The sequence below is a fragment of the Lentzea sokolovensis genome, assembly GCF_033949975.1.
GTDB classification, from domain to species: Bacteria; Actinomycetota; Actinomycetes; order Mycobacteriales; family Pseudonocardiaceae; genus Lentzea; species Lentzea sokolovensis.
Window position 1 is genome coordinate 31241 of sequence record NZ_JAXAVU010000017.1, and the last position, 20361, is coordinate 51601.

Genomic DNA, 20361 nt, shown 5'->3' on the forward strand with positions numbered 1-20361 from the left:
CGATGAAGACCGGATACAAGGTCGCTCTCTACGGCATCGCACTAGCCGTGATCTTCGGAGGAACCTGGGCAGCGGGCGCGGCGACCGGCCCACCCGCACCACCACCAGCCCACTCGGCAGAAGCCGAGCACGGCGGCACCCACGACGAGACGCAGTCCAAGCTCCCACCAGGACTGTCCGTGTCGGACAACGGCTACACGCTACGACTGAACGAGAACAAGTCGCTGGCCTTCCAGATCGAGGGTCCGGACGGGCTGCCGATCACGAAGTTCGCCGTAGAACACGAAAAACCCCTGCACCTGATCGTCGTCCGCCGCGACGGCTCGAACTTCCAGCACGTCCACCCGAGCATGGCCCCGGACAGCACCTGGTCGATCCCTCTCACCCTCCCGCAAGCCGGCAGCTACCGGGTGTTCGCCGACTTCAAGCCGGAAGACGGCCCCAAGACCACACTGGGCGCGGACATCCAGGTAGCAGGCGACTACCGCCCCCAGAACCACATCGACGGCAGCACGTTCACGGTAGACGGCTACGAGGTGTCCCTGACCGGAGAACTCAACGCGGGCAAGGCATCGACCGTCACCATGGAGATCACCAAGAACGGCACCAAGGTGACAGACCTGCAGAACTACCTGGGCGCCAAGGGTCACCTGGTGGCGCTGCGGGCATCCGACCTGGCGTACCTGCACGTGCACCCCGAGCAAAGCGACCAGGTGAAGTTCGCGGTCGAGGTGCCGACGGCCGGAAAGTACCGGCTGTTCCTGGACTTCCAGCACGAGAACGTGGTCCGCACGGCGGAGTTCACGCTCACCACCCACGGGGAGGGCGGTCATGGCCACTGACACCATCGAACTCTCGATCGGCGGCATGACCTGCGCCTCCTGCGCGGCACGGATCGAGCGCAAGCTCAACAAGCTGGACGGCGTCGAGGCCTCGGTCAACTACGCCACCGAGAAGGCACGCGTCAGCTACGCGGGCGACCTCACGCCCGCCGACCTGGTGAAGGTCGTCGAGGACACCGGCTACACCGCCGAGCTCCCGGCCGCGCCGACTCAGAACACCGAGGACGACCCGACGAAGACGTTGCGGCAGCGGCTGATCACGTCCGCCGTGCTGTCGATTCCGGTGATCGCGCTGGCGATGATCCCGGCGCTGCAGTTCACGTACTGGCAGTGGCTGTCGCTGGCTCTCGCCGGACCGGTCGTCACGTACGCCGCGTGGCCGTTCCACAAGGCGGCGTGGACGAACTTCAAGCACGGCGCCGCCACGATGGACACGCTGATCTCGATCGGCGTGGGCTCGGCGTTCCTGTGGTCGCTCTACGCGCTGTTCCTGGGCACCGCGGGCACTCCCGGCATGACGCACGGGTTCACGTTCACCATCGAACGGATGGCCGGGACCGGCAACATCTACCTCGAGGTCGCGGCGGGCGTCACGACGTTCATCCTGGCCGGGCGGTACTTCGAGGCGCGGTCCAAGCGGCGCGCGGGCGCGGCGTTGACGGCGTTGCTCGAACTGGGCGCCAAGGACGTCGCGATCATCAGGAACGACCGCGAAGTCCGCATCCCGACCAGCGAACTCGAGGTCGGCGACAGGTTCGTCGTGCGGCCTGGCGAGAAGATCGCCACCGACGGCGTCATCGAGGAAGGCAGCTCCGCGGTCGACGCGAGCATGCTCACCGGCGAGTCGGTGCCGGTCGAGGTGCGGCCCGGTGACGCGGTGGCGGGCGCGACGGTCAACGCGGGCGGACGGCTCGTCGTGCGGGCGACACGGATCGGGTCGGACACGCAGCTCGCCCAGATGGCGAGGCTGGTCGAGGAAGCGCAGAACGGCAAGGCCGAGGTGCAGCGCCTCGCGGACCGGATCTCCGCGGTGTTCGTGCCGATCGTGATCGCACTCGCCGTGGGCACGCTGGGCTTCTGGCTCGGCACGGGCGGGGGTGCGGGGGCGGCGTTCACTGCCGCGGTGGCGGTGCTGATCATCGCCTGCCCGTGCGCGCTGGGCCTGGCCACGCCGACCGCGTTGCTCGTCGGCACCGGGCGAGGAGCCCAGCTCGGCATCCTGATCAAGGGGCCGGAGATGCTGGAGTCCACCCGCCGGGTCGACACCGTGGTGCTCGACAAGACCGGCACCGTGACGACCGGGCAGATGAGCCTGGTGAGCGTTCACACCGCGGAAGACGAGGACGAGGACGAGGTCCTGAAGCTCGCCGGGGCGCTGGAGAACGCGTCCGAACACCCGATCGCCAGGGCCATCACCAAGGCAGCGGGAGACGTGCCGCCCGTCGAGGACTTCCAGAACGTCGAAGGCCTTGGCGTGCAAGGGGTGGTGAACGCTCACGCGGTGCTCGTCGGCCGGGAACGCCTGCTGAGCGACTGGAGCGTCAAGCTCGACGCACGCCTGACCGAGGCCAAGGAAGCGGCCGAACGGCAGGGACGCACGGCAGTCCTGGTCGCGTGGGACGGCAAGGCCCGTGGCGTGCTGGTCGTCGCGGACACGGTGAAGCCCACGTCGAAGGAAGCCGTTGAGGGCCTCCGCAGGCTCGGGCTGCGTCCGGTGCTGCTGACCGGCGACAACAGGGCGGCGGCGGAAGCCGTGGCCGCCGAGGTCGGCATCGACGAGGTCATCGCCGAGGTGCTGCCGGCCGACAAGGTCGACGTCGTGAAGCGCCTGCAGGACGAGGGGCGCGTCGTGGCGATGGTCGGCGACGGCGTGAACGACGCCGCCGCGCTCGCCCAGGCCGACCTGGGGCTCGCGATGGGCACCGGAACGGACGTCGCGATCGAGGCCAGCGATCTCACGCTGGTGCGCGGCGACCTGCGGGCCGCCGTGGACGCGATCAGGCTGGCGCGGCGCACGCTCACAACGATCAAGGGCAACCTGTTCTGGGCGTTCGCGTACAACGTCGCCGCACTGCCGTTGGCGGCGCTGGGCCTGCTCAACCCGATGATCGCGGGCGCGGCGATGGCGTTCTCGTCGGTGTTCGTGGTGAGCAACAGCCTGCGGTTGCGCGGCTTCCGCTGACAGGACCCACACGGGCGGTTCCGTAGCCTCGGTACATCAGCTTCCGAAGAACAGGAGTCAGGTGTGCCGAGGTTTGCCCTGGTCGCGGCGTTGCTCGTGACGCTGACGGCGTGCACCTCGACGCCGCCAGCGACCACTCCCGCGCCCGCGTCCAGCAGCAGCAGCAGCGCCCCACCACCGGCCGAGCAGGTCTACGTGTCGATCGGCGACTCCTACGCGACCGGCTTCGGGCCGAGCGGCACGGGCGAGAGCTTCGCGCAGATCGTCGCGAAGCAGTCCGGCCTCAAGCTGATCAACCTGGCCTGCAACGGCGCCACGTCCGCCGATCTCGCCTCCAAGCCGGCCTGCGGGCCCGACGCCGGTGGCAAGACCCAGCTCGACGCCGCGGTGGAGGCGTTGCGCGGCAAGAAGGCGGGCCTGGTCACGGTGGTGATCGGCGGCAACGACCTGGCGCCGTGCGCGCTGTCGCAGGAACCGCTGGAGTGCGCGACCAGGACCGTCGCCGACATCCAGACCAACGTCGCCGGCACGCTCACCGAGCTGCGGGAGGCCGCGCCGGACGTGAAGATCGTCGGGCTGACGTACCCGGACGTGTTCCTCGGTGCGTGGGTGAACCCGTCGTTCCCCAACGGCAAGAACCTCGCCCGGTTGTCGGTCACGATGTTCCAGGACTTCAACACCAAGATCGAGGCTCAGTACGGCAGGTTCGGCGCGAAGTTCGCGGACGTCACGAACTCCACCGGCGGCTACGGCGCGCTGACCGAGCTGACCCAGGACCCGAAGTACGGCCAGATCCCGGCCTCCGTCGCCAAGGTGTGCGCGCTCACCTACTTCTGCGACCGCACCGACGTGCACCCGACGCCCGCCGGCCATCAGGCCATCGCGGAGGCCGTCACCGCCGCGGGTCGTTGATCACGACGGCCTCACGGAAGATCTCGTACCCTCGGCACGTCGGTTCACACGGGGAAGAGGAGCAGGTGTGCAGAGGTTCTCGCTGGTCCTGACCTCTGCGTTGACGCTGCTGGTGGCCTCGTGTTCCGCGAGTGCACCTCCTGCGACCAGCACCGCTCCGGCCGGGCAACGGCTGTACGTGTCGCTCGGCGACTCCTACGCCACCGGACTCGGGCCGAACGGCACCGGCGAGAGCTTCGCCCAGATCGTCGCCAGGCAGTCCGGTCTCGGGCTGGTCAGCGTCGCCTGCAACGGCGCCACCTCCGCCGACCTGCTCTCCTCGCAGGCGTGCGAACCGGAGGCCGGCGACCGGACCCAGGTCGACGTCACCGTCGACACGCTGCGCACCGGCCAGGTCGACCTGGTCACGATGGTGATCGGCAGCAACGACCTGCTGGAACCGTGTGCGGTGGCCCAGGACCCGACCGAGTGCGCGACGTCGGCTATCACCGACACCAGGATCAACATCGCCACCGCGCTGACCAGGTTCCGCGAGGTGGCGCCGGACGTGCGGATCGTCGGGCTGGGCTACCCGGACGTGTTCCTCGGCGCGTGGGTGAACCCCGCGCTCCCGAACGGCGAGAACCTCGCGCGCACGTCGGTCACGTTGTACGAGGACTTCAACAGCGAGATCGCGGCGGAGTACGCGAAGTTCGGCGCGAAGTTCATCGACGTCACCGGCACGACCGGCGGCTACGGGGCGTTGACCGAGCTGACCGAGGACCCGAAGTACGGCCAGATCCCGGTCTCGGTCGCCGAGGTGTGCACGCTCACCTACATCTGCGAGGACACCGACGTGCACCCGACGCCGGCAGGCCACCAGGCGATCGCGGACGCCATCGCCGCCGCGGGCCGCTGAACCCGAACCGGCGCACCGCCGGGCGCGTATTACCCGAAAGACTCTGTTGATCAGCGTCCGCGCCTGACAAGCTCTCGAACCGTTGCCGCACCGAGGAAGTGTTCGATGACCGTGCTCCCGCACACCACAGACGTCCTGCACCGGCTCAGCGACGCCGTTGACGGTTTCCTGCGCAGTGAGAGGGAGTTCAACCTCACCGACCCGTCGACGCACATGCTGGTCGGAGGCCGGTTGCGCACGCTCGGCGCGCAGATCGGCGCCGGCGTGGCAGCGGGCATCCCGGACGAGGACATCGCCGCCGTCGTCCAGCCCGCGCGGTCGGCGTGTTCACGCTCACCCTTCATGCGCGACGAGAACGAGTTGGGCACGCGGCTACCCCAGCGACTTCAAGCTGGTGGAACACGTGATGGCGCAGGCCAACGAGGCCGCGCCGGGCACGCTCGGCTGGCACGTCGAGACGAACCTGCAGAACTCGGCGATCACCCAGCAGCAGCGCAACCGGGTGATGCACCAGGCCCGGCTGATCAGCGACACCCTCACCGCACCGCGCAACGGTCCCCGGTCGATCCTGGTGATCGCCGCCGGTGCCGCCCCCGACCTGCGGCTCATCCCGCCCGGCATCGTGCGGCCCGGCGACAGGTTCGTGCTCACCGACGTCGACCCGGACGCGCTGGAACTGGCCGAGCAGCGGCTCGGGCCGCTCAACGACGTCACGACCTCGGTCTCCGGCAACGTGTTCCGCGCGCTCCCGAAGCTCGCCGAGCTCGGCCCGTTCGACCTCGTCCTGGTCAACGGTCTGTACGACTACCTCAACGACCGCGCGGCAGTCCGGCTGACCGAGGCCGTGCTGACCAGGCTCTGCCGTCCCGGTGGCACGTTCTACTTCTCCAGCATCACGTCCGGGAACCCGTTCCGGTGGTCGCTGGAGTACCTGATGGACTGGTCGGTGATCGAACGCGACGAGCCGGCCGTGCGCGCGTTGCTGCCGGGCTGCGACGTGTCGGTCGTCCACGACCCGACCGGACTGGCGCTGCTCACGCACGTCCGCACGAGGCGGGGCTGACGGCCCGGCCGCAGCTCAGCGCAGACCGTGCGCGATCCGGGTCACGAAGGCCGCCAGCCGGTCCGGCGTGAACTTCTCCGGGTCGGTGAGCACCAGGCGGCCCGACATCTCGGTCAGGGCGAGCATCGCGTGGCCGAGCAGGGCCGAGTCCAGGTCGTCCAGGCGGCCCAGTTCCTTGAGGCCCAGCGCGGCCAGGTCCTCGATCTGGGTCAGCACGCCCGCTCTCACCAGTTCCACCTGGGCGCGGAACTCGTGGGGAGTGCCCTCGGGCGGGAGGAGCACGAGGCGCCAGCGGTCGGGGGCCTCCACGACCGCGTTCACGAAGACGCGGACGGCGTCGGCGAAGGCGTCGTCCGGCGAGCGCGTGGCGAAGTCGGTGGGCAGGGCGGCGATGACCTGTTCGGTCGCGCGGCCCGCCTCGCGGTCGAGCAGGGCGCTGATGAGTTCGCCCCTGTTCGCGAACAGGTCGTAGAGCACAGGCTTGGTGACCTGGGCTTCTTTGGCGACCGACTCCATCGTCACGGTGTCGAAGCCTGCCGGGATGAGGCTCAGCGCGGCGTCCAGCAGCTGCTCGCGGCGCTGCTCGGGCGGCAGGCGGCGGGCGTACTTGCGACGCGTTGTGCTCACGGGACCATATTGCTACGGTGGCGTAGCTTTCACAAAGCTACGCTGGCGTAGTAATTGGCGGAGGTACTGCGATGGAGCCGGACAACCTCGTTCTGCAGCCGCGTGACGTGCAGTTCGACTGGTCGACCCTGCCGATGCACTGGGTCCCGGACGAGCCGGTGACCACGCACGTCATGAACGTCCTGCACCTGTTGCTGCCCGAGGGCGAGCGGTGGTTCGTGCGGACGTTCCAGCAGGCGGTGCCGCTGATCACCGACGACACGTTGCGCGAGGACGTGCTCGGGTTCATCGGGCAGGAGGCCATGCACGCCGAGGCGCACAGCGAGGTCCTCGACCACCTGCTGGCCAACGGACTGGACCCGCGGCCGTTCACGCGGCAGATGGAGCACGTGTTCCAGCGAATCCTCGCGCCCACACCGGGGCTGAGCGAGGAACGGGCGCGGGACCAGTTGCTCGAACGGGTCGCGATCGTCGCCGCCGTCGAACACTTCACCGCCTACCTGGGCGACTGGATGCTGAACGCCGACGCGCTCGACAAGGCCGGCATCCACCCGGTGATGCTGGACCTGTTGCGCTGGCACGCGGCCGAGGAGGTCGAGCACCGCAGCGTCGCGTACGACCTGATGTGCCACCTCGACCGCCGGTACGTGCGCCGGGCGCGCACGATGTTGCTCGTCGCGCCGGTGCTGTTCTGGCTGTGGGTGCGCGGGGCGCGGTTCATGGTGCGCGCGGACAAGACCACGAGGGTGCGGCTCACCTGGCGCGAGTCCGTGCGGGCGGGGCGGCGCGGGCTGCTGCCGAAGCTGTCGGAGATCTTCCGGGCGTTCCTGCGGTACTTCCACCCCGCCTACCACCCGAAGCAGGAAGGCTCGACGGCGCAGGCGATCGCGTACCTCGCGAGCTCTCCGGCGGCACGGGAGGCTCACTGATGCGGGCCGACTCGACCGGCGCTCACCCCACGCCGCGCGGAGAGGCGGTTCGATGCTGAGCGGCCTGACTCGGTTCGGCACCCTCTACGACGCCGCGGTCACCCGCTTCGGTGGCCGGGCACGGCCTGGCGTCGCGCGGGATGCGTTGTGGCTCAACGTTGTCGAACGCTCACAAGTCGCCGACGGGGTGGTGAGCCTCCGGTTTGGAGGGTCGGCGCTGCCCGCCTGGCAACCGGGCTGTCACCTCGACCTGCACCTGCCGTCCGGGCTGCGCCGTCAGTACTCGCTGTGCGGCGATCCCGGCGAGAACACCTACCGGATCGCGGTGCGCGAGGTCGGCGCCGGTTCGCGCGAGGTGCAGGCTTTGCGGGTGGGCGACCGGATCCAGGTGCGCGGGCCTCGCAACGCCTTCCCGTTCGCCGGGCTCGGGCCCGTCGTGTTCGTGGCGGGCGGCATCGGGATCACCGCGATCCTGCCGATGGTGCACGCGGCCGCGCGGGCGGGCCTCGACTGGCGGCTCGTGTACTGCGGGCGGTCGATGGCGGCGATGCCGTTCCTGGACGAGCTGCCCGTCGGCCGGGTCGACGTGCGGATCGGCCGGGGCGAGGCGCTGCTCGGCGACGCTTCTCCTCGTGGCGCGGTGTACTGCTGCGGGCCGGCATCGATGCTGGAACAGGTCCGGGCCGAGTTCTCGTCGCGCTGGCTGCACTTCGAACGCTTCAGTCCGCCGCCGATCGTCGACGGGCGGCCGTTCACGGTCGAACTGCGCCGCAGCGGGGTGTCCCTCGACGTGCCCGCCGACCGGTCGGCGCTGGACGTGATCAGGGACTTCCGGCCGTCCGTCGCCTACTCGTGCCGGCAGGGGTTCTGCGGCACGTGCGACGTCGGCGGTGTGCGGATCTGCGTGGACCGGCCAACCGGAGATCGACTCGTCTTGGAGGAGCTGTGAAGGTGCGTTCCGGGGAAGTCGAACTCGCCGTGCAGGTGCGCGGCACGTCCGGACCGACCGTGGTCCTGGTGCACGGGTATCCGGACACGCACGAGGTCTGGGACCGCGTGGCCGCGTTGCTGGAGAAGGACTTCCGCGTCGTCACCTACGACGTGCGCGGTGCCGGCGAGTCGACGCGGCCGTCCACTGAGGATGGTTATCGGCTCGAACGGCTGGCGGCCGACCTGTTCGCGGTGATCGACGCGGTCAGCCCGGACGAGCCGGTGCACCTCGTCGGTCACGACTGGGGCTCGATCCAGTCCTGGGAGGCGGTGACGACTCCCGGCGCGCGGATCGCCACGTTCACCTCGATCTCCGGGCCCTGCCTCGACCACATGGGGCACTGGTCGCGGAAGGGCTTGTCGATCGCTCACATCAAGCAGTTCCTCCGCTCCTGGTACATCGGCGCGTTCCACCTGCCGGTGCTCGCGCCGCTGTTCTGGCGGCTGTACCTCGGTCCGCGCTGGGGAGGCGTGCTGCAACGGCTGGAGGGAGTGAAGGTCAAGCCCGCGCGCACGATCACATCGGACGCGGTGCGCGGGATCTCGTTGTACCGGGCCAACATCCGGCAGGTCATGCGCGCGCCGCGGCAACGCCTCGCACCCATGCCGGTGCAGGTGATCCAGCCGACCCGTGACCGGTACATCCGCACCGAACCGCTGGACCTCGAACGCTGGGTGCCGTCACTGACGCGCAGGAAGATCGCGGCCGGGCACTGGGCGCCCCTGAGCCACCCGGCGCCGCTCGCCCGGATGATCAGCGAGTTCGTCACCGACTCCACTCCCCCGCGCGAGCTCGTCGTGATCACGGGCGGCGGCAGCGGGATCGGCCGGGCGACGGCGGTGGCGTTCGCCAAGAAGGGCGCGAAGGTCGTGGTGTCCGATGTGGACTTCACCGCGGCCGAGGAGACCGCCGGCATGATCGACGGCCACGCCTACGAGGTCGACGTGCGCTCCGAGGAGGCGGTACGGGCCTGGGCACGGCAGGTCGCGGACGAGCACGGCGTGCCCGATGTCGTCGTGAACAACGCCGGTATCGGCCACTCCGGCTCGTTCATGTCGACCTCGACGGCGCAGTGGCAGCGGGTGCTGGACGTCAACCTGTGGGGTGTCGTGCACGGCTGCCGGGCGTTCGGCGAACTGATGGTGGAGCGCGGAGAGGGCGGCCACATCGTGAACCTGTCGTCGGCGGCGGCCTATCTGCCGTCGAAGATCCTCTCCGCGTACGCCACCAGCAAGGCGGCGGTGTTCATGCTCTCGGACTGCCTGCGGGCCGAGCTCGCGCCGCACGCCATCGGCGTCAGCGCCATCTGCCCCGGGGTCGTGAACACGAACATCACCGCGACCACGACGTTCTCCGGCGTCAGCTCCGAGGAGGAACGCCGCAAGCAGGACCGCGCGTCCCGGATCTACGCCCGGCGCGGCTTCGGTCCGGAGGGCGTGGCCACCCAGATCGTGCGTGCCGTGCGACGCAACAAGCCCGTCGTGCCGGTGACGGCCGAGGCCAGGGCGGCCCGGCTCGCCAGCCGGGCCGCACCGGGCCTGTTGCGCGCCTTCGCCAAGCTAGACGTCGGCTAGTTCGCCACCGAACGCGGCGGCGAGCCGGAGCCAGGGCGCGGCCTCCTCGGGCCGGCCCTGCCGCTCCAGCGTGCGTCCGAGCAGCAGGTGGGCGTAGTGCTCGACCGGGTCGCGGTCCACGATCACGCGGAGCTGCGCCTCGGCCTTGCCGAGCTGTGCGGAGTGGTAGTAGGCGCGGGACAGCAGCAGGTGCAGGTCCGTCTGGAACGGCACCTCGCCGACGACCTCCGCCAGCAGCTGCGCGGCCTTGATGTAGTCGCGGGACTCGAACAGCAGCTGCGCGCGCTCCCACTTGTCCGCGGGAGTCTCGACGTAGTCGGTGTCGAACAGGTGCCGCACGGTGGCCCAGCGATCTGCGGCCACCTCACCGTTGGGCTGGTAGCTGTTGAAGCCAGTGCTGTCGTGCACCGAGAACTCGTTGTTCATCGATCCTCCCTTCCGGCGCGTACAACGCCTTCCGGGAGCAGGTATTCCCCACCAGCCCAGGACGGCCGTCCCGCACCGCGGGATCACTGGTGCGCAACGAGCGAAAGCGGGCGGAAAGCATGATTCCGCCAGATCATCCGCGAGACCTCCTCCGGATAGGCGGTCACCTCGTCCTCCACTCCGAACACTCGCGTGAGCCGGTTCGTGGTGTCGTAGGCAGGCCAGGGATCGCCGTGGATCGCGAACCCGCTCCACGCGGTCCGCATCCGCGCCGACACCTCCTCGGTCTCCGCCGTGACGTCACCCAGGATCGCGGCGGTCCCCCCGACCCCGAGGTTGCCGAACACCAGCGGCACGTCCAGCCCGTGGCACGCCCCGAGCCGGTCGGCCGGTGCCCACGTCACCTCGAACACGTGCGCGCGACCGCCACCCGCGACCTGAGCCTCCGCGAGGTGCAGCGACGGCATGCGGAACAGCCAGTCAGAGCACACCACCTCGAACAACTCCTCCGGTGCCAGTTCCGGATAGGTGAGACCGGGCGCCAACACCTCCGACGCCCACGCGGCCTGGTCCGCGGTCACCTGGCCGAGCATCCCTTCCACCGCGGTGAGCAACCGCTGTTCGTCCCGCGTGTGCCCGGCGATCAGCTCGACGTCGCGCCCCGCACCCGACTCCAGCGCCTCCCACGGCGTCATCGGCAGGACGTCGCCGTCCACCACGGGTGCGAACGGGATCTTCTTGTGCGCGGCCTGCCCCCACCGGGCGAACTGGCCGATCTTGGCCATGACCTCGTCGCCCGCGACCGTCAGCAGCTCCGGATCCACAGTGGACAGATCGGCGACGGTGGGGCGCAACCCGAGTTCGGCGGCGCAGGCCACAGCGATGTCCGCGGCCAGGTCCGGCGCGAAGAACGCCACCGGCACGCTGCTCGCGATGGCGCGGTGGAACAGGCCCTTGGCGCGCGGCATGGCGAGCAACGCCGCCACCGAACCCCCGCCCGCCGACTCGCCGAAGATCGTCACGCGGGCCGGATCACCGCCGAACGCGCGGATGTTCGCGCTCACCCACTCCAGCGCGGCGACCTGATCGAGCAGACCGCGGTTCGCCGGAGCCCCCTCGATGAGCGCGAAACCCTCGATGCCGACGCGGTAGTTGAACGTCACCACGACGACACCGTCCGACGCCAGCCGCGCGCCGTCGTACTCGGGCAGCCCGGACATGCCGATCAGGTAGGCGCCGCCCTGGATCCACACCATCACCGGCAGGTCCCCTGCCAGGTCGGGCGACCAGACGTTCACGGTGAGCCACTCGTCGCCGGCGACCCCGACGCCGTCCACGCCGAACACCCCGGCCTGCGGTGGCGGCGGCCCGAACGCCAGTGCCTCCCGCACGCCCTCCCACGCCACCACGGGTTGCGGTGCGGCGAAACGCGCCGCACCGACCGGTGGCGCGGCGAAGGGGATGCCGCGGAACACCGCCATCCCCGCCTCGGAAGCGCCCCGAACCGTTCCACCGCTGACTCGAACCTCGACCATGGCCGAATCGTCGGCGCAGCGCTCCCGAAATAGCCAGGGATTTACCGCTGAGCGGTTCAGGCAGTGACGACGACCTTCGCCCGCGCGTGCTCCGACTCGACGTGCCGGATGGCGTCCGGCGCGTCGGTCAGCGGGTAGGTCCGTTCGATCACCGGCACCAGCTGTCCCGACTCGGCCAGCTCCCGCAACGCGGCCAGGTTCTCCTTGCTGGGCTTGGCCTCCAGCACCACGAGCCGCTGCCGGGAGAACGACGCGAGCAGCCTGCCCTGGATGATCAGCCGGTACGGGCCGAACAACGCGCCTCCGCTGAAGCTGCCACCGCCGGACAGCACCAGCACGCCGTCCGGGGTGAGCAACGCCCGCAACTCCCCCATCGACCTGTTCCCCACCAGGTCGAAGACGACGTCGTAGTGCTGCCCGGTGCGGGTGAAGTCCGTGGTCTTGTAGTCGATGACGTGGTCGGCCCCGACCGAACGCACCTGCTCGACGTTGCGCGTGCTGCACACGGCGGTCACGGTCGCCTTGCGCGCCTTGGCGATCTGCACCGCCATCAGCCCGACCCCACCGGACGCGCCGTTGATCAGCACCTTCTGCCCCGCCCGCAGGTCACGCAACCCCATCCACGCGGTGTTGCCCGCCAGCGGCAGCGTCGCCGTCTGCTCGAAGGTGAGGTTGGACGGCTTGTGCTCCACCAGGTTCGCGGGCACCCGGACGTACTCGGCGAAAGACCCCTCGACCTCGCCGAACACCTCGTCCCCGACCTGCACCATGCCGCCCACCCCGGGCCCGACCTCCTCGACCACGCCCGCGAAGTCCATCCCCCTGATCCGCGCCTTCGGGCCCTTGAACCCGAGGAACAGCCGCGCGAAGTACGGATCGCCGCGCATGATGTGCCAGTCGGCGGCGTTCACCGACGACGCCCGCACGCGCACCAGCACCTCGCCGGCCGCGGGCACGGGCCGTTCGACCTCTTGCAGCTCCAACACGTCCGCGGACCCGTATCTGTCCTGCACGATCGCCTTCATCGCGGCCTCCCTGCCTTGCGAAGGAAGGTAAGCGGCAGCGGCGCACCGGCACATCAGGGACGACCCCTAGGGTCTGTGTCGAAGTCTGGTGCGATGAGAGTCGCGCTTGAGGTGGTTCCTGGTGGTCGCGGACCAGACTTCGACACAGGCCCTAAGGCGGCCACCCGATGTCGTCCGACATCATCCTGGCGGCGAACTCCTGAGCGTCGGCGAAGTCCTTCGCGTACTTGGCCGTGCGTTCGGCGCGGAAGTCCTCCGTGGGCGGATCCGGATCCTGGTCCTCGTCCGGGAGGTACTCGAAGGGCTGGACGTGCGTGAGGAACGCGGCGAGCTCCCGCCGCCCGGTCCTGATCAGTTCCTCGTGCCGCTCAGCGGGAAACCCGCACGAGTAGCGAGCGCCGTGGTAGGCGTCGATCACCCCGAGGTACAGCGAGTCCAGGTTCGGGAACGACTCCCGCGCCACGACCTCGGCCGGCAGCGGCACGCTGTCGCGGCGGTGGTGCGCGGTCCAGACGTCCTGTTCCAGGTCGAGTTCCAGAATCCGTTGCGCCGCACGGGAGCGAGCCAGGCCGGTCAGGCCGTCGTCACCGATCACGTTGTCGTGCAGGCCCAGGTCCCACAACTGTGGCAGCACCGCCCACCCGGCGAGCACGCGCGCGCCGCCGGAGTCGATGTTGTTGTGCGAGAACGAGATGCTCTCCAGCAGTGGGGCTTCCGGTGGCAACGACGCCAAGTCGCCGAGAGCGCAGTCGTCGAGGTTCAACGTCCGCAAGGTGCGCCACGCGGGCGCGTCCGGTACGGAAGGCAAGGCGCCCAACGGGTTTGCCGACACGGCAAGGGATTCCAGCGGCAGCTCCAGCACCGCGGTCAACCCGGCGGCGGTGAGCCCGGTCGCGGAGAGGTTCAGCGACTTCAGGCCCTTCGACTCCGCGACGGCTCGCGCGCCCTCGTCTCCGATCGGCTGCACGTCCGATCGGCTGTAGTGCGGCGAACCTCCGGCACTGCCGCTGAGGTCGAGATGTTCCAGTACGGGCATCTGTGCGGCGAACAGCGTCCGCACGCCGTCCGGGCCGAGGTGGTTCCCGCCGAGGTCGAGGTGCCGCAGCCGCAGGTACTCCGCGGCGAACGCGCCGGCGGTGCGGTCGGTGGCGACGAGGTTCGTCAGCACCATCTTCTCGATGATCGTGGCGTCGATGGCATCCAGCACGCCCGCGATCGTGTCGTCGCCGACGGGCAACGCCGCGAGGGTCAGTTCGGTGAGCTGTCCGAGCACGCCGCCGGCCACGATCGCCGCCACGCCTCGCGCGCCGAGCCCTTCACGGCCCATGCCCATGGTGGTGCCGTGCACTGTGAGACTGCGCAGGTTCGTCAGCATCGCGCGGGAGAAGAACTCCTCGCACGCGACGTCGTCCGCCTCGATGACGTTGCCGAAGTACTGTGCCCACAACGGCTGCTTGCCGTCCTTGCCGCAGCGGAACCCGATCTCGAGGTGGTTCAGCGCGGAGATTCCTTCGCACCCGGCCAGATCACGTGCGTCGTCGGCGCTCTCCACGAGCACGACGGCGGACTTCAGATCCGGCGCGAGGCCGTTCCGCAAGAGGTGGATCAGGTCGGGCGCGAGCAGGGCGGCGTGCCGCAGCCGGGTCGGCCGGTCGATGCGCAGAGGCGGAATCTTGAAGTGCCACAGGTCTTCTGACACCCGCACCGTCGTGAGCGACTCGAGCCGGGTGACCATCTCGCTCGCCGCGACCCGGTCGATCACTTCCCCGTCCGACTCCGACAGACCCGCGAACTCGACCGAGCGCAGGTGTTCCCAGTGATCGGCGGTCTCCGCCAGCGCCGCCACCTGGTCGTGGTCGTACCAGGCGAGCCGCAGGTCGGTCACCGCACGCACCTCGGGACGGACCCGCGGATCCGGCAGCACCAGGTCGCGCATCCCGTCGCGGGCGCTGCGCAGGTCGAGCGAACGGACGAGCGGCCAGACCGGTGTGGCGAAACCGGAGTTCAGTGCGGCGATCCAGGAGTACGGCGCCTGACGTGTCTCATCGGGCCAGGAGGCGAGCCGTTCTTCGCACCGCTCAAGGAGATCCTCACCAGATCTCGTCACGGCAGCACAAAGCGCGCGGAACGCCAAGGGGCTCGGCGTTCCGCGCAGCGCTCTTGCGATTTCCTCGTTCACCCGCCCGAACCTACTGCGGCAGTTGCTCGCCCGTCTGCGCTTTGACCATGTACTCGGCGTACCAGTCGGGCCAGTTCTCGTCGTACTCGCCGCCGTTGCGCTTCTCGTGCTCACCATGGGCCACCGCGGCCCTGCGCAACGCCGCGGCCAGGTCGGCGATCGACGCGTAGGACGTGTCGTCGGCGTCGACGCGGCCAGGCAGTCGGGTCGTGACCTCCTGCAGGATCCACGTGTTGCCGTCCGGGTCGGCGAACTCGGCGCGCGTGAAGTAGCTGCGGCGCTCGGGGTCGGCACCCTCGACAGGACCGTCCGGTCCGCCGTGGAACAACGGGCCGACCTTGACGCCGGCGGCGAGCAGGGCCTCGTGCGTCTCCACGATGTCCGAGACGATCAGGAAGTGCCTGCCGGAACCGGGTGCCGCGGTCGTCGCGCCCTCACCGAAGTGGATGGAGGCGTCCGATCCGCGCGGGGTGAACTGCACGACCCACGGCGGGGTGGCGTCCAGACGCCAGCCGAGGCGGGAGTAGAACTCCTTGGCGCGCTCGACATCGGTGACGGGGATGACGGTGACTTCGAGCAACATGTCGATCTGGTCGAGGTTCTTCACTTCGCTACTTCCTTCGCGAGATCGCGGAGGGCGTTGAGGAACGCCTCCGAAAAGGTGGGGAACGGCTGGATGACGTCGAGCAGCACGGACAGCGGGACCTTCGCGCGGATCGCGACGGTGGCCTGTTGCAACCACTCGCCTGCTTCCGGGCCGACGGCGTGCGCGCCGGTGAGGACTTCGCCGTCGGACACGAGCGTCAGGAATCCGGGGCGTGTGGCGTAGTCACGGGTGTAGGTGGCTGTGCGCGCGACACCGGACAGGTGAGCGGTCGCGGTGTACTTTCCTTCTGCCGCACCGACTGCGGCTACCTGCGGATCGGTGAACACGACTCGTGGCACGGCGTCGTAGTTGACGCTCGCGTTCTGGCCGAGGATGTTCGCGGCGGCCACCCGGCCCTGGTACTTGCCGACGTGGGTCAGGTTCCACTGACCCGTGACGTCGCCGACCGCCCAGATGCCGTCCGCCACGTTCATCCGCTCGTCGGTGGCGAGCCCACGCGGGTCCGGTTCGATGCCCACGGTGTCGAGCCCGATGCCGTCGACGCGCGGACGCCTGCCGGTGGCGACGAGGAGCTTGTCGCCGCGCAACCGCGTCCCGTCCGAGAGGTCGAGGACGTACTCGCCGTCCTCGAACGACGCCTTGTCGGCGCGAACGCCCAGGTGCAGCTCGACACCGTCCGCGGTCAACGCCTCGCCCAGTGCGCGGCCGGCCGCTTCAGGCTCGCGGGACAGCACCCGGTCGGTGCCGTCGACCAACGCGACCGACGCGCCCAGGTGCGTGAACGCCTGGGCCAGTTCGACTCCGGTCGGACCGCCACCGAGGATCAGGAGCCGGCGCGGGATCTCCTGGACCCCGGTGGCCTCGCGGTTCGTCCACACGTCCAGGTCGCTCAGGCCGGGGATCGGCGGGATGAACGCCGACGAGCCGGTGGCGATCACGACGTGGTCGGCCGTGTAGGTCTGGTCGCCCACCGCGACGGTGCCGGGACCGGCGATCTTGCCGTCGCCCCGCAGCACATCGATTCCCGCGCTCTCGGCCCACTTCTGGCCGCCCGCGTCGTCGTAGGACGAGACCATGAAGTCGCGGTAGGCGAGCACGGCCTTCGCGTCGATCTCGCCGGTGACCGCCTCACGGGCGCCCGGCACCTGCCGAGCAGCCGCCACGGCCTCACCGGCCCGCAGCAACGTCTTCGAGGGGATGCAGGCGTAGAACGAGCACTCCCCGCCGAGCAACTCGCGCTCGACCAGCGCCACCCGCAGCCCGCCCTCGGCGACGGCGGCGGCGAAGTGCTCGCCGGGTGAGCCGCCGCCGATGACGATCACGTCGTAGTGCGAGGTCATCACACACGTCCCGGAAGGCGCGTGGTGACTTCCTGGAGCACCCAGCCGTTGCCGTCCGGGTCGCTGAACGAGGCGAACGAACCGTAGCTGGCGCGGGCGGCGTCCGGACCGGCGACGCGACCGGTGGTGCCGGCGTGGTGGAAGACGCCGGTCTTGTCGTGGAAGATCTCGCTGACCTCCACACCGCGGCCGGTCAGGTCCTCGCGGGCAGCCTCGACGTCGTCGACGATCAGGTGCAGGCCCTCGGCGCTGCCCGGCTCGGCGTTCGAGACGCCGGTGCCGAAGATGATCGACGCGGGTGAGCCGGGCGGGGTGAACTGCACCAGGCGGTAGCCCTCGTCGTCGGCGAACTCGGCGTCGAAGCGCCAGCCCAGCGTCCGGTAGAAGTGCACGGCCCGGTCGACGTCGCTGACCGGGATGACGGTGACCTCGAACTTGTAGTCCATCGGGGTTCAACTCCTTCGTTCTTGTCGATGACATGAGACTGCTCCCGCCAGGGGTCGGTTCGAACCCGTGTAACCCCCTGGTCGATCCCTGGTGACTACGCTCGGACCCGTGTCGGACGAAGGTCTGCTGGGCAGACGCGCTGAGGGCGAGACGCTGGACCGGCTGCTCACGCAGGCGCGGTCCGGCGCAGGTCAGGTGCTGGTCCTGCGGGGTGAGGCCGGGATCGGCAAGACCGCGCTGCTCGACCACGTGTCGACGCGCGCCTCGGGCTTCCGCGTGACGCGGGCCGCGGGCGTCGAGTCCGAGAGCGCGTTCCCGTACGCGGGGCTGCACCAGCTGTGCGTGCCGTTCCTCGACCGGCTCGACAGGCTGCCGGCACCGCAGCGCGAGGCGCTCGGCACGGCGTTCGGCATGGCCACCGGGCCCAGACCGACGCGGTTCATGGTCGGACTGGCGGTGCTGACGCTGCTCGCCGAGGTCGCCGACGAACAGCCGCTGGTGTGCCTGGTCGACGACGCGCAGTGGCTCGACTCGATGTCGTCGGCGGTGCTCGGGTTCGTAGCCCGCAGGCTGCTCGCCGAACGGATCGCGCTGGTCTTCGTGCTGCGCGAGGGCAACGACTACCTCGACGGGCTGCCGGAGCTGTTCGTGCGCGGCCTGGACGACGCCGACGCCCGCTCGCTGCTGGAGTCGGTGATCAAGGGGCCGGTGGACGGCCGGGTGCGCGACCGGATCGTCGCGGAGGCCCGCGGCAACCCGCTGGCGCTGCTGGAGCTGCCGCGCGCGTGGACCACCGCCGAACTGGCGGACGGACTGGACGGCGGGCCGCTGACCAGCCGCATCGAGGCCGGTTTCGTCCGGCAGATCGCGCCGCTGCCCGCCGACACCCGGCTGCTGATGCTGATCGCCGCCGCCGAACCGCTCGGGGACGCGACCCTGCTGTGGCAGGCCGCCGGTCTGCTGGGGCTGGGTGCGGACCCGGCCGCCGCTGCTCTGGGCACCGGGCTGATCGAGTTCGGCGCCCGCGTGCAGTTCCGGCATCCGCTGGTGCGATCGGCCGTGTACCGGTCGGCGTCCACTGCGGACCGCATGCGGGTGCATCGGGCGCTGGCCGACGTGACCGATCCGGCCATCGACCCGGACCGCCGGGTGTGGCACCGGGCGCAGGGCACCGCCGCACCGGACGAGGAGGTCGCCGCCGCGCTGGAGCACTCGGCCGGTCGCGCGCAGGCCCGTGGCGGGCTGCTGGCCGCGGCCGCGTTCCTCGAACAGGCCGCGGTGCTCACCCCCGAACCCGGCCGCCGGGCCTCCCGTGAACTCGCCGCCGCGCGGGCCAAGCGTGACGCGGGGGCGCTGGACGCGTCGTTGCGGCTGCTGTCAGCGGTCGAGGCGGGGCCACCGGACGAGCGCCGCAGCGCCGAGATCGAGCACCTGCGCGGCCACATCGCGTTCGACCAGCGCCGGGTCGCCGACGCGGCGCCGCTGCTGTTCAGCGCGGCCCGCCGACTCACGCCGTTCGACGCCGACCTGGCCCGTGAGACGCACCTGGAAGGCCTGTCGGCCGCGATCTGGGCGGGTGCGCCGCTGGCCGACGCCGCCCGCACCGCTCCCCCGGCGCGCACCCCGGCCTGTGCGCTGGACCTGGTGCTCGACGCTCTGACGACCCGCATCACGGCGGGGTACGCGGCGGCCGTTCCGCGGATGACGCGGGCGCTGGACGAGGTGCGGGCGTTGAAGGTCGGCGCCGATGACATCAGTCGCGTGCCGTGGCTGTTCGGCAACCGCGCGGGCGGGATCGTCGCGAGCGAGATGTGGGACTTCGACACGCGCCGCGCGTTCGCCCAGCAGCAGGTCCGCCTGTCCAGGGACGCCGGCGCGCTCGTGCAGCTGCAGTTCGCGCTGAACTTCCTGGCGGACAACGAACTCCTCGCCGGCGAGCCCGCGGCCGCGCAGGCGTTGATCGAGGAGGACCAGCGCATCTCCGAGGTCACCGGCATCCCGCCGGTCGGCTACGCGGTGCTGCTGCAGGCCGCCTACCGCGGCGAGGACGTGGCCACCACGGCGCGGGCGGAGGCGCTGGCCGCGGGTCAGGGCCGGCTGGCCGTGATCGCCGACTGGACCGCCGCGATCCTCCACAACGGACTGGGCCGCCACGACCTCGCCCGGGACGCGGCGCTGCGGGTGTTCGCGTCCGACACCCTGGTGTACAGCTGCCTGATCGCGTCCGAACTGGCCGAGGCCGCCTCCCGCACCGGCGACACGGCTCTCGTTTCCGAAGCCCTGGACCGTTCGGCGCCCTGGGTCGACACGCAGTGGTCGTTGGGCGTCAAGGCCCGGCTGCGCGCGTTGAACGGGGAGACAGCGGCTTTCGCCGAGTCGATCGCTTGCTTCGAACGCACGGCGGTGCGCGGCGAGCTGGGACGCGCCCACCTGCTCTACGGCGAGTGGTTGCGCCGGGAGGGCCAGCGGGTCGAGGCGCGTGAACACCTCCGCGCCGCGCAGGAAATCCTTGTGGCGTCAGGGATGCCGACGTTCGCCGATCGGGCGTTGCGCGAACTGCAGGCGACCGGTGAGACGGCCCGCAAGCGCACCGCCGAGCCCACCGACGAGCTGACCGCGCAGGAGTACCAGATCGCCCGGCTGGCTCGCGAGGGCTACTCGAACCCGGAGATCGGCACGCGGCTGTTCATCAGCCCGCGCACCGTGGAATGGCACCTGCGCAAGGTGTTCGGCAAGGTGGGCGTGACCTCGCGCCGCCAGCTGCGCGACGCGAGGTTCTAGCCG

At 70.3% G+C, this 20361-nt stretch carries 17 protein-coding genes; 9 read left to right on the forward strand and 8 right to left on the reverse strand.

The window, feature by feature from the left end:
- The first annotated feature begins 2 nt into the window (after positions 1 to 2).
- The 5 genes from SK854_RS43100 to SK854_RS43120 all read left to right on the forward strand — a co-directional run bounded on the left by SK854_RS43100 (position 3) and on the right by SK854_RS43120 (position 5897).
- Complete coding sequence (locus SK854_RS43100; RefSeq protein ID WP_319980956.1) at positions 3 to 842, forward strand: hypothetical protein; 840 nt, start codon at positions 3 to 5, stop codon at positions 840 to 842.
- On the forward strand, positions 832 to 3024 hold the full coding sequence (locus SK854_RS43105) for a heavy metal translocating P-type ATPase (protein WP_319980957.1): 2193 nt from the start codon (positions 832 to 834) through the stop codon (positions 3022 to 3024). Before SK854_RS43100 ends, SK854_RS43105 begins: the two co-directional genes overlap by 11 nt.
- A 63-nt stretch (positions 3025 to 3087) precedes the next feature.
- The gene (locus SK854_RS43110; RefSeq protein ID WP_319980958.1) at positions 3088 to 3936 is read left to right on the forward strand and encodes an SGNH/GDSL hydrolase family protein; all 849 of its coding nucleotides are present in this window, start codon (positions 3088 to 3090) and stop codon (positions 3934 to 3936) included.
- Between the two features lie 67 nt (positions 3937 to 4003).
- Positions 4004 to 4834, forward strand: a complete 831-nt coding sequence (locus tag SK854_RS43115) for an SGNH/GDSL hydrolase family protein (RefSeq protein WP_319980959.1) — start codon at positions 4004 to 4006, stop codon at positions 4832 to 4834.
- A 406-nt stretch (positions 4835 to 5240) separates the two neighbouring features.
- Positions 5241 to 5897 (forward strand): class I SAM-dependent methyltransferase, encoded by a 657-nt coding sequence (locus tag SK854_RS43120; RefSeq protein ID WP_319980960.1) that lies wholly within the window; start codon positions 5241 to 5243, stop codon positions 5895 to 5897.
- A gap of 15 nt (positions 5898 to 5912) precedes the next feature.
- On the opposite strand, the gene SK854_RS43125 is transcribed toward SK854_RS43120, so the two are convergent.
- Positions 5913 to 6524 (reverse strand): TetR/AcrR family transcriptional regulator, encoded by a 612-nt coding sequence (locus SK854_RS43125; RefSeq protein WP_319980961.1) that lies wholly within the window; start codon positions 6522 to 6524, stop codon positions 5913 to 5915.
- Positions 6525 to 6595: 71 nt separating this feature from the next.
- Between SK854_RS43125 and SK854_RS43130 the strand changes: the two genes are divergently transcribed.
- Genes SK854_RS43130 through SK854_RS43140 form a run of 3 tightly spaced genes read left to right on the forward strand, consistent with a single transcriptional unit; the run spans position 6596 to position 10018 of the window.
- On the forward strand, positions 6596 to 7453 hold the full coding sequence (locus SK854_RS43130) for a metal-dependent hydrolase (protein ID WP_319980962.1): 858 nt from the start codon (positions 6596 to 6598) through the stop codon (positions 7451 to 7453).
- 52 nt (positions 7454 to 7505) lie between these two features.
- Positions 7506 to 8402: a PDR/VanB family oxidoreductase gene (locus SK854_RS43135; protein ID WP_319980963.1), complete on the forward strand. Its 897-nt coding sequence runs from the start codon at positions 7506 to 7508 to the stop codon at positions 8400 to 8402.
- Positions 8403 to 8404: 2 nt separating this feature from the next.
- A complete protein-coding gene (locus tag SK854_RS43140) occupies positions 8405 to 10018 on the forward strand; it encodes an SDR family oxidoreductase (protein WP_319980964.1) in 1614 nt (537 codons plus the stop codon).
- On the opposite strand, the gene SK854_RS43145 is transcribed toward SK854_RS43140, so the two are convergent.
- From SK854_RS43145 to SK854_RS43175, 7 genes are all read right to left on the reverse strand, one after another.
- Positions 10004 to 10444 (reverse strand): tetratricopeptide repeat protein, encoded by a 441-nt coding sequence (locus SK854_RS43145; protein ID WP_319980965.1) that lies wholly within the window; start codon positions 10442 to 10444, stop codon positions 10004 to 10006. The genes SK854_RS43140 and SK854_RS43145 overlap by 15 nt on opposite strands.
- A gap of 83 nt (positions 10445 to 10527) precedes the next feature.
- On the reverse strand, positions 10528 to 11979 hold the full coding sequence (locus SK854_RS43150; RefSeq protein WP_319980966.1) for a carboxylesterase/lipase family protein: 1452 nt from the start codon (positions 11977 to 11979) through the stop codon (positions 10528 to 10530).
- A gap of 56 nt (positions 11980 to 12035) precedes the next feature.
- Positions 12036 to 13004, reverse strand: coding sequence for an NAD(P)-dependent alcohol dehydrogenase (locus SK854_RS43155; protein ID WP_319980967.1), 969 nt, complete (start codon positions 13002 to 13004; stop codon positions 12036 to 12038).
- A 151-nt stretch (positions 13005 to 13155) separates the two neighbouring features.
- The gene (locus tag SK854_RS43160) at positions 13156 to 15183 is read right to left on the reverse strand and encodes a leucine-rich repeat domain-containing protein (RefSeq protein WP_319980968.1); all 2028 of its coding nucleotides are present in this window, start codon (positions 15181 to 15183) and stop codon (positions 13156 to 13158) included.
- 10 nt (positions 15184 to 15193) lie between these two features.
- Entirely contained in the window at positions 15194 to 15790 is a 597-nt protein-coding gene (locus SK854_RS43165) for a VOC family protein (protein WP_319980969.1), read from the reverse strand.
- Complete coding sequence (locus SK854_RS43170) at positions 15787 to 17130, reverse strand: dihydrolipoyl dehydrogenase family protein (protein WP_319980970.1); 1344 nt, start codon at positions 17128 to 17130, stop codon at positions 15787 to 15789. The genes SK854_RS43165 and SK854_RS43170 overlap by 4 nt, the downstream gene beginning before the upstream one ends.
- Entirely contained in the window at positions 17130 to 17576 is a 447-nt protein-coding gene (locus SK854_RS43175; RefSeq protein WP_319980971.1) for a VOC family protein, read from the reverse strand. Before SK854_RS43175 ends, SK854_RS43170 begins: the two co-directional genes overlap by 1 nt.
- Before the next feature lie 109 nt (positions 17577 to 17685).
- On the opposite strand from SK854_RS43175, the gene SK854_RS43180 reads away from it, so the two are divergent.
- Entirely contained in the window at positions 17686 to 20358 is a 2673-nt protein-coding gene (locus SK854_RS43180) for a helix-turn-helix transcriptional regulator (protein ID WP_319980972.1), read from the forward strand.
- Positions 20359 to 20361 lie beyond the last annotated feature (3 nt).